11 protein-coding genes and 1 pseudogene are annotated in these 8,121 nt (G+C 64.1%); all 12 read right to left on the bottom strand.

Translation table 11 applies throughout. The features are described from left to right. Positions 1-220 (bottom strand): annotated as a pseudogene (locus tag JCM9942_RS07460) (hypothetical protein); the annotation flags it as partial. Then, complete coding sequence (locus tag JCM9942_RS07455; RefSeq protein ID WP_054658826.1) at positions 213-3,086, bottom strand: tape measure protein; 2,874 nt, start codon at positions 3,084-3,086, stop codon at positions 213-215. The pseudogene JCM9942_RS07460 and the gene JCM9942_RS07455, both read right to left, overlap by 8 nt. A gap of 178 nt (positions 3,087-3,264) precedes the next feature. Then, complete coding sequence (locus JCM9942_RS07450) at positions 3,265-3,675, bottom strand: hypothetical protein (protein WP_157722813.1); 411 nt, start codon at positions 3,673-3,675, stop codon at positions 3,265-3,267. 20 nt (positions 3,676-3,695) lie between these two features. Continuing rightward, entirely contained in the window at positions 3,696-4,445 is a 750-nt protein-coding gene (locus JCM9942_RS07445; protein WP_054658822.1) for a phage tail tube protein, read from the bottom strand. A gap of 33 nt (positions 4,446-4,478) precedes the next feature. Further along, complete coding sequence (locus JCM9942_RS07440) at positions 4,479-4,925, bottom strand: hypothetical protein (protein ID WP_054658820.1); 447 nt, start codon at positions 4,923-4,925, stop codon at positions 4,479-4,481. Next, complete coding sequence (locus JCM9942_RS07435) at positions 4,918-5,247, bottom strand: head-tail joining protein (protein ID WP_054658817.1); 330 nt, start codon at positions 5,245-5,247, stop codon at positions 4,918-4,920. The genes JCM9942_RS07440 and JCM9942_RS07435 overlap by 8 nt, the downstream gene beginning before the upstream one ends. After that, positions 5,244-5,837 carry a hypothetical protein gene (locus JCM9942_RS07430; RefSeq protein WP_425478323.1) on the bottom strand — a complete coding sequence of 198 codons (594 nt, stop codon included), beginning with the start codon at positions 5,835-5,837 and terminating at the stop codon, positions 5,244-5,246. The genes JCM9942_RS07435 and JCM9942_RS07430 overlap by 4 nt, the downstream gene beginning before the upstream one ends. Positions 5,838-6,006: 169 nt before the next feature. Beyond that, entirely contained in the window at positions 6,007-6,501 is a 495-nt protein-coding gene (locus JCM9942_RS07425; protein ID WP_054658815.1) for a lysis system i-spanin subunit Rz, read from the bottom strand. Further along, complete coding sequence (locus JCM9942_RS07420) at positions 6,498-6,704, bottom strand: hypothetical protein (protein ID WP_054658813.1); 207 nt, start codon at positions 6,702-6,704, stop codon at positions 6,498-6,500. Before JCM9942_RS07420 ends, JCM9942_RS07425 begins: the two co-directional genes overlap by 4 nt. After that, positions 6,701-7,309 carry a glycoside hydrolase family protein gene (locus JCM9942_RS07415; RefSeq protein WP_054658811.1) on the bottom strand — a complete coding sequence of 203 codons (609 nt, stop codon included), beginning with the start codon at positions 7,307-7,309 and terminating at the stop codon, positions 6,701-6,703. Before JCM9942_RS07415 ends, JCM9942_RS07420 begins: the two co-directional genes overlap by 4 nt. After that, positions 7,302-7,574, bottom strand: a complete 273-nt coding sequence (locus JCM9942_RS07410; RefSeq protein ID WP_054658808.1) for a holin — start codon at positions 7,572-7,574, stop codon at positions 7,302-7,304. Before JCM9942_RS07410 ends, JCM9942_RS07415 begins: the two co-directional genes overlap by 8 nt. 75 nt (positions 7,575-7,649) lie before the next feature. Further along, entirely contained in the window at positions 7,650-8,006 is a 357-nt protein-coding gene (locus JCM9942_RS07405) for a DUF2190 family protein (protein WP_054658806.1), read from the bottom strand. Between the last annotated feature and the right edge of the window lie 115 nt (positions 8,007-8,121).

Below are 8,121 nucleotides of genomic sequence, written 5' to 3'. Positions count from 1 at the left end.
CCCGCCACGACCGGCCGCCGTTGCGCTCCAGCAGGTTCTCCAGCCAGCGACGGTCACCTCCCGTCGCCAGCCCATCGAAGCCGACGCGCACGCGCGGGTGATCGCGCAGCTGCCGGTGATGCGCCAGCCCCGCACTGGCTTGCAACACATCGGTCAGCCACTCCAACTGCCAGTACACATTGCCGGCACCGCCAAATGGCCATAGCTGCGGCTCAGCCACGCGAGATGCCCTCCCAGTTGTTGCGAACGTGGGTCAACACAACCTTTTCGCCTGCGGCACTGGCCAGCGCGTTGGCCACCGCGTCATCACCGATGGCGACGATGGGCGTGGTGACACGGTCCGCACCGGCACCCGCAGCCAGGGTGGCGTCATACATGGCAGTCTGGCGGCGCGATAGCACGCGCTCTCCGGTTTGCAGGATGGCGGGCACTTCGTCCGGCTTGAGGCCGGCGATACCGCCGCTGTGATACCGAGGCGCTGCGCCGAACAGCAGCGGGCTGACGCGGCGCTTCACCGAGATACGACCTGCCACGCCGCCGGTGTGGGCGACGCCGGCAATGCCGCCTACCGAGTTGGCCACCATCAAAGCCTGGGCCGCAGTCATCAGCGAGGCAGCTGATAGGCCAAGCGCGGTGGCGCCTGACTGGATAACCGCGCCAGCTGCAGCCGTTGCACTGGCCGCCGCCCCAAGCTTCACCGCGCCCGCATCCACACCACCGCCCTTGTTGCCGCCGAACATGTTGGCAAGCGCACCGCCAATCTTCTGTGCAAGTGCCTTGGCCTGCATGTCGTAAAGCGACTGGGCAAAATCCAATGCGAGCTGGCGGACCATGGCGCCGGCCGACATCGCGCCCTCGCGGATGTTGGTGAACAGACTGGTGAGCGCGGACACGCTGGAATCGCCCACATCCTGACGCAGCTGATTCTGTGACGCGGCGATATTGGCGATATCTGCATTCAACGAATGCAGCAGCAACTGCGCGTTGGCGGCCTCTGCACTTGCCGGATCCAGAGTTGCCAGATACGCGAGCGCCGACTCACGCAGCGCACGGAACTCTGAAGCTGCGAGCCGGCGCGCTTCTGAGAGCTGGCGCTCACCCTCCACATAGCCCAGCAGCCCGCCTGCCACCTGAGCGCTGATACTGCTCTCCTTACCCTGGAGCGCCTCCGATATCCGATCGCCAGCTGCTTTAAGCTCATCCGCCTGAGCTTTGGCTACCAACCGGCCAATGAGGTTCTCCACCATCTTCCTGCCGGCGGCATCACTGTTGGCATCGAGCTTTTTGAACAGCTCTTGGTACTCAGCCTCGAGCTTCGCGCGCTCCACGGCGCCGGTGTTGCCGTCCAGCTCCATGAGCCGCAACTTGATGTCGCCCAGTGACTTGGCAAGTTCGTCCTCAGCCTTCTTCTGATCCTGCGCGCCCTTGGCGCCGATGTCGGCGCGGTCGCGCTGAAGGATCAGGATCTGCTCTTCCAGCTTTTGCCGCTTTCCGGCTTCCTTCGTCACCGCCAACTCAGCCTGGGCCTGGGCGATCTGCAGATCGATGGACTGCTGCTGCAGTTCCAGCCGTGTGGCGAAGTACTCCCGCATGCCGATCTCGTTCTCGGCATACAACCGGTCCAGCTCGGCCAGCGCCCGGGTGACCGAATCACGCAGCAGTGCATTGGACGCGGCAACGGCCTTGCCGGTGCCTTTGCCACCACCGCCGCCAGAACCGTCGCCACCCTCGGTGGAGGCCTTGCCACGCACGCGGGCCACCGTCGCGTCGATATCCGAAAACAGGGCGGTGACACCACGCTTGAGATCCGCAGCATCTGCGCGAAGCATCTCTCCGGTTGCCTGGAACCCAGCGACCAACGTCCTTCGCCGCGCAGTCATGTCGTCCATGACATCACCAACACCGGCGGCATAGGCCTTCACTGCGGCAACCGGCCCATCACTTTTCAGCGCATCCCAGGAGTTGCCGAGAGCCTTGAACGCGCCGCCAAGATCTCGAACCAGCCCTTCGGCTAACGTGTAGGTGGTCGCATACAGGTTCGCCATGATGACCGTGACGATTTCCACCACGTTCTTGAGCATCACGAAGCCGGCAGCCAGCACGCGGATGACACTGCCAAGAGTCTGCCCGAGATCGATCAGCCAGCTGGCCTTCCTTCCGAACCCCTCGGCGGACTCCTCACCCTCGCGCATCACCCCGGCAATTTGCTTCATAACCGTCAGAATCGGCTCAAAGAACTGGGGCAGATCGCGGGCTATGTCCCGCAGAAGAGCAACGAAGGCCTGTGTCGACCCAGTAGCTTCGTTCTGGTCCATCATAAATCTGACGAACGAATTTCGGATTTCGTTAAACGCGCCACTGATCGTCTTCGGCACCTTCGCTGCTTCATCCTGGAGGGCTTCGAAATCTTTGATCAGCGCTTGAGCGAGGTCTTTGTTACCAACCTTTCCGGCACTCACATAGGCCTTCACCTGCCCAGTCGCAATGCCGAAATACTTTGCTAGCGACTGCACGATCCGCTGGCCACCTTCATTGATCGAGTTGAACTCCTCAGCCTGCACGCGGGCACTGCCCAGCGCCTGCCCGAACTGGCGCATCACGCCGGCCGCTTCCTCACCGGTGCTGCCGGAGATGGCCAGCGCCATGGCGACAGCCTCCGTTAACTCCAGCTGTTTTTGCTGGCTCAGGCCCACCTGGTCCGCAGACTGGGAAACCTTGTTGTAGAGGCCTACAGTTTCCTTCCAGCTGGACTGTGTACGCTGGGCGATATCGAAGGTTTCATCCTGCGCGGCGTTGAACTCCTCCTGACTCTTGGTCGCCAGGCGCAGGCGGCCGGAGATGCCGGCCGCCTCGTCGGAAACCTTGGCCATCGCCCCAAGCGAGCGAAGCGAGGCGTATGCGGCAACGAAACCCACGAGTTGCGCGCGGGCTGCTTTCAAACCGTTCACCCAGCCCCGCGTATCGGGCCCGGATCGCGCAGCGTCAGTCTTGAGCTTGTTCAGATCGCCACGCAACACCGCCAAGCCCTGCTTGATATCAGCCAGGTCCGCCGAGATGCGTACACGTAGATTGGGGTTGGTAGCCATCAGCCGGTGAGCCCTTTTAGATACGCTGAAAAGTCTTTGCCGTCGTACTGCGCCGCACGTGCGGTTACCGCGTCATCCGCCAGCCGCCTGCGCCGGCTGCGCTCGGCCGCTTCGGTAAAGGCCCGAAGCTGGCCGAGCGTGTACTGCTTGATGTCGCTGAAGCTGTGCCCTTGTTCGATCAGGAGCTGGAGGGCGTCGGCCCAACCCCAGGCAGCTGCCGTGCCATGCCGGCCAGGAGGGGTACGACGTTCTTCGTAAAAAAATCGCGGTTCACCCGCACACAGGTCTGCGTGAGCCTCACGACGTCATCGAGGTTGGCGGCTTCCACATCGGCGACACTTACGCCTGCCGCGATCGAGAGCGCTTCGAAGAACTGCTCGCCGTGGTCACCGATCAGGTCGACGATCTGAATCACGTCGATATCAAGCTCGTCGCCTTCACCGGTAAGCACGTTGTTGGCGATCAGCGCATCGATCACCGGCCGGGCTGTGCGGATGAGCACGGGAATCCGGCCGACCGGGATCGGCAGGATCTCCACCTGCCGCCCTGCAAATCCCACCGACGTGCTGGCCGGGGCCAGCACGTCCACGTCAGCGGTTACGGGATGCGTCATGCCACGTCTTCCATGGTGACGGTGAAGTACTGCGACAGGCCGGTGCCCTTCGTCGTGTCGGCCATCAGGCCGCCGGTGACTTCGCCGGCGCCGTACTCTTCGCCGATCAGGCCCATGCTGGCCAGCAGGCCGCCGCTGACCTTGTGCGCATGAACACGCACGCGCTTGCCGCTCTGCGCCTCGTTCAGGCCCACGAAAAGCATTTCGTACTGCTTGGCCGACTGCGTGAGCGCCTCCACCACCTTCTGCGCGGCGTTGGCATAGGTGACCTTGATATTGGCGGCGCCAGACAACGGGGCGGTGATGGTGCTGCCGGCGGGGATGAAGATGCCGCCATCGCGAAACTCGTAGTCGGTGCCAGGTGAGTACGTAGTGGCGCCGCCGGCAGCCTTCACCGCGGTGATGCCGGTGGCTACCTTCGACAGCGGGGTAAAGCCACCCTTGTAGGCAACCACTTCTTCATCGGTGACGGTACCAGCGGCCACGGCGGTGACGGATGAGCGCAGGGTGCGGGCGAAGTTCTCGGCGGCGAAGTCGTGGAAGGTGTAGGCAGCCTCCACACCGGTAAGACGTGCTACTTCGTTCCGATTGCCGCCACCGGGGTTGGTGTGGTCAACCAGGTTCTTCTTCTCTTCCTGCGGCGAGAAGGTGAGTGCCGAGCAGTTGCCCACCTCTTCGAACGCGGCGGCGGCGCCGTACTCGCGGATCAGAAGTTTGCCGCTGCCCAGGTAGCTATGGTCTTTCATTTGTTAATCTCCAGTGGTGCCGCGGGGCGGCGGTTAACGGGTCAACTTGGGGATGCTGGTGGTGTAGCGGATGAGTGCGCCGATCCAGTCGGCACCGGCTGGCGCGCGCAGGGGTTCCATGGACTGGTAGGCTGGCTGCCCGAAGCCGGCCGGCCACGTCACCTGACGGCCTTCCATCGCCTGCTCGATGTCCTCAAGCACGTCGTCGAGCGATTCCTCGGCGGCCTCGCCGCCCTGGCGCTTGACGACGATGGCGACCGTGGTGAGCCTGTGGGTGCGCTGCAGGGCCGGGTCGCTCGCGCGCTCCTGCTTGTCGATGTAGACAGCCAGCCCATCCTCAACGTGCTCCGGATCCAGCTGGCCCGGCTCGAGCGTGGCCACCGTGCCGACGGTGGTGCGATATGGGCCGGTGCCATCGATGCGCTTCAGGTTCAGCACGAAGGCGTCCAGCAGCTTGCGGCGCGGCGTGAGGTCAGCCATGCGGCACCACCAGCCAGCGCACCAGCGATGCGTCGTCCTTGTGCTTGTCGGTGAGGCGGTAGGTGTCGCCGTCGACCACGACGATGCCGCCCTTCTCCGGCACCACCTGGACGCGCTGGAACGCGATGCTGATTTCGCCCAAGGCGACCGGTGATGCGTCTTCGCCCCACACCTGCGTGCCGCGGTCGACCAACACATCACATGGCACAGACGCGGAACCGGTGGCGGGCCCGGTGTAGATAGCGGCATCGGCCATGCCCGCTGCTTTGAAGCTGCCGATGGCGTCCTGGTCGAATGCCTGCAGAAAGGCCTTCTGGCTCATGAGTGCCCCCGGTACCTGGACGACTGGAGCGCCTTTTCCAGCTCGCGGTTAAAGTAGAACGGCATCAACCGGTCCCATTCCCGCTGCGCGAGCGCGAAGATGTTGTAGCGGGGCTTGTAGCGCGCATCGCGCGTGAAGATGAACACGCTGCGCACAGCAGAGCCGAAACCGGTTTCAATTCGCTCATAGACACCAGGCAGCAACCGGCCACGCTTCTGCTGCACAACGAAATACTCGCCACCGCGCTTGCGACGGGCGCGCCGACGCTTCTGGCTGGTGTCGCTCTGGTTCTGGTAGCGATCTTGCCGCGCGCCAAGCTGCGAGAGGATCTTGCTCACCTGACCGGCCTTGACGTTACCGAAGCGATCCAGCTCCGCGCCCTTGCCAGCGACAGCGAACATACCGGCAGGCATCGCGCCCTTCTGCTGCAGCAGCACCTCGAAGCCCTTCTTACGGCGCTGGCCACCATCCACCTGCGCCTGCAGATACTTGGCTGGCGCGGTACCGTTTGAGGCTTCGTCGCGAAGGTAGATCTCTGCAAACAGCTTCTGTGGCGTGGCCTTTTTGTACTGGGCGGCACGTACGGTCAACGCGGTGGGGCGATCAAACACGCGGCCGGCAGTACGTGCCCAGGTCTGGCGGATCTCGAAAGCAGTGGCGTTGCAAGCTGCATCACTGCAAAGCCAAGGTTCTGCCGCTCCAGCTCACTGAACTGGCGGCCCAGCAGGTTGTCCGCGTCAACCGCGATGCGCACAAGGCTCACCGGACACCCCCGCTACACAGCAGGGCGAAGGCCTGCAGTCCCTTCACTTGTGCATCGCAGGCGTCGGCGGCGCCAATAGCTCGGCCCGCACTTTCATACCGGTCTGCGGCGCCACCATCAGCGAGGGCGCCGGCTGCGGCGGCTGCGGACAGTTCGCTGGTGGCGATGGCTGCTTGCCAGCGGTCATGCAGCCGCTGGTTGCCAGCACGCAGGTCAGCAACAAGGCGATCAGAAGCGGCTTGCGCATCGGCTTTGTCCTTTTCGTATTGGGCGGCCACAGCGCTGGCTTTGGCCGCGTTGGCGCGCTCGGTGGCGATGACGGTATTGGCCTGGGCCAGCTCGGCCTTGGCTGCATCACGCTCGGTCATGGCGCGGTCACGTGCCGCGGCGGCGTTGTCGGCTGCACGGTGGGCGATGGAGACACTGCCGCGCTGCCAGACGACAACGGCGAGCAGAATCAGGAACAGGGCGGCGAGGTAGCGGGTGATCATTTGGCACCCCTGGGGTCCGGATCACGCGTGATGTGCTGTCCGTCCGCATCGAAGTGCATGACTTCCGCAAAGTCTCCGTCGTCACACTGATCACAACGAACCTCAACCCGCACCGCTTCCGGGTAGTCCATTTCGTCGCGCTGCACCTGGAGTTCGCGCTTGCAATCCGGGCAACGAAGAAGAATCAGAGCATCAACATTCATGGCGCAACCTGCTCGGCCAAACACTTGGCGTGACGTTCCTGTTGACGGGTCCACACGCCCTTGCAGCCATTCGGGCCCCAGTTCTGCGGGAGGGAGCAATCGCGGCCGTCTTGCTTCTTCCACAGCAGTAGCGCGTCGCACGCGGCGCGGTACAGGCTTGGCAGCTGGGCCGGGGGTGCGGTGCGGGTTTCCAGCAGGCGGCGGCGCATGGAGCTGTTACGCCAGTTGCCGATGCCGAACTGCCCAGTGAAGTCGACATACAGGTCGTACTCGCCCTGCGTGAGTGACACGTCGGGAATCGACGCCTTGAAGCGCACCTCTTCTTCGCTATGCAGGTTTCGGGCGAGCTGCTGGGCACGTGCACGCGTGATCGGCGCATCAGTGAGGCGCACCGGCGTGCCGTCTTCGTAGCGGGTGGAGCCGTGGCCAATGGTTGGCACATCGCCCTTGGTCGGGATATACGGCTTATGGACCACTTGGCCATCAGCACGAACGGCCGTGGGGCCGTCGCCTTCCTTCGCAACCCAGCCGGCGAAGGCGGCGACGCTGAGCACTAGGCCGGCGGCGGCCATACGCATTGGAGAAACAGCGCTGCGATCAGACATGGTGGTCCACCTCGCGCTGCAGCCGGCGCATTTCCAGCGCGTGGCGCTGGGCGTTGCGGCGGTCGTCGCGGTATTTGAAGATCACGGTGACGAGCAGGCCCAACAGGCCGATCACCACGCCGCTCACTGCTGCCATTTCGTTTGCGGTAAGCCCGAAGAACACGGCCCCCGCACTGCCGCCATAGGTGGTGACCTTGCTGGCAACGTTGACGGCAGTGGAGGTTTGATTTGCCATCTCTGTCAGGCCCTCGCTGCGCACGGTCATCCCCTGTTGGTTCATCTGGAAGCCCCACCACCGCACACGCCACCCGGGCGTCTGTGTGCGGTGGCGGGGCGTGGATCATGCCTTCAGCGCGCCGGCACCCGGCACGAGTTTGGCCAGCACCTTGGTGGTGCCATTGCCGGCCGCAGCGATTGCGATCGCGCAGTTCTCCAGATCGCCCGCCGCAGTGGCGGCAACGATGAACTGGCCGGCAGAGACGTCCCAATGCAACGCGGCACCTTCGGTGACGTCGGCGGTGGACAGCTTGGGAAGCTCGAAGACACCCTCGATCTGGGCGCTGCCCTTGCTGCCGCTGGGGATATCCACCAGGGCTACGGCGAGCAGCGTGCCGACGATGGCAGCCTGGCCGCTGGCGAGGTTGGCGGCAGCGGTGATATCGATCACGGCGCCGGGGAATTTGTAGTTTTTCGCCATGACGTGGGTCCTCAAGTGGCGTTGTTGGATTCGATACGAAACGTGTGCGGTGCGGCCGGCGGCTCGAGGCCGCCGGCTTGTTCCGTTACGCGCCCGGGTTGCGGGCCGCGCCGCG

The organism is Stenotrophomonas pictorum JCM 9942, from assembly GCF_001310775.1.
GTDB classification, from domain to species: Bacteria; Pseudomonadota; Gammaproteobacteria; order Xanthomonadales; family Xanthomonadaceae; genus Stenotrophomonas; species Stenotrophomonas pictorum.
Note: the sequence above shows the minus strand (reverse complement) of the source record. Positions and strands in the feature narration are given on the sequence as shown.

Excerpts from the sequence above, each read along its gene's own strand:
- JCM9942_RS07455 (WP_054658826.1), bottom strand. The coding sequence starts at position 3,086 with ATGGCTACCAACCCCAATCTACGTGTACGCATCTCGGCGGACCTGGCT.
- JCM9942_RS07445 (WP_054658822.1), bottom strand. The coding sequence starts at position 4,445 with ATGAAAGACCATAGCTACCTGGGCAGCGGCAAACTTCTGATCCGCGAG.
- JCM9942_RS07440 (WP_054658820.1), bottom strand. The coding sequence starts at position 4,925 with ATGGCTGACCTCACGCCGCGCCGCAAGCTGCTGGACGCCTTCGTGCTG.
- JCM9942_RS07435 (WP_054658817.1), bottom strand. The coding sequence starts at position 5,247 with ATGAGCCAGAAGGCCTTTCTGCAGGCATTCGACCAGGACGCCATCGGC.
- JCM9942_RS07425 (WP_054658815.1), bottom strand. The coding sequence starts at position 6,501 with ATGATCACCCGCTACCTCGCCGCCCTGTTCCTGATTCTGCTCGCCGTT.
- JCM9942_RS07420 (WP_054658813.1), bottom strand. The coding sequence starts at position 6,704 with ATGAATGTTGATGCTCTGATTCTTCTTCGTTGCCCGGATTGCAAGCGC.
- JCM9942_RS07415 (WP_054658811.1), bottom strand. The coding sequence starts at position 7,309 with ATGTCTGATCGCAGCGCTGTTTCTCCAATGCGTATGGCCGCCGCCGGC.
- JCM9942_RS07410 (WP_054658808.1), bottom strand. The coding sequence starts at position 7,574 with ATGACCGTGCGCAGCGAGGGCCTGACAGAGATGGCAAATCAAACCTCC.
- JCM9942_RS07405 (WP_054658806.1), bottom strand. The coding sequence starts at position 8,006 with ATGGCGAAAAACTACAAATTCCCCGGCGCCGTGATCGATATCACCGCT.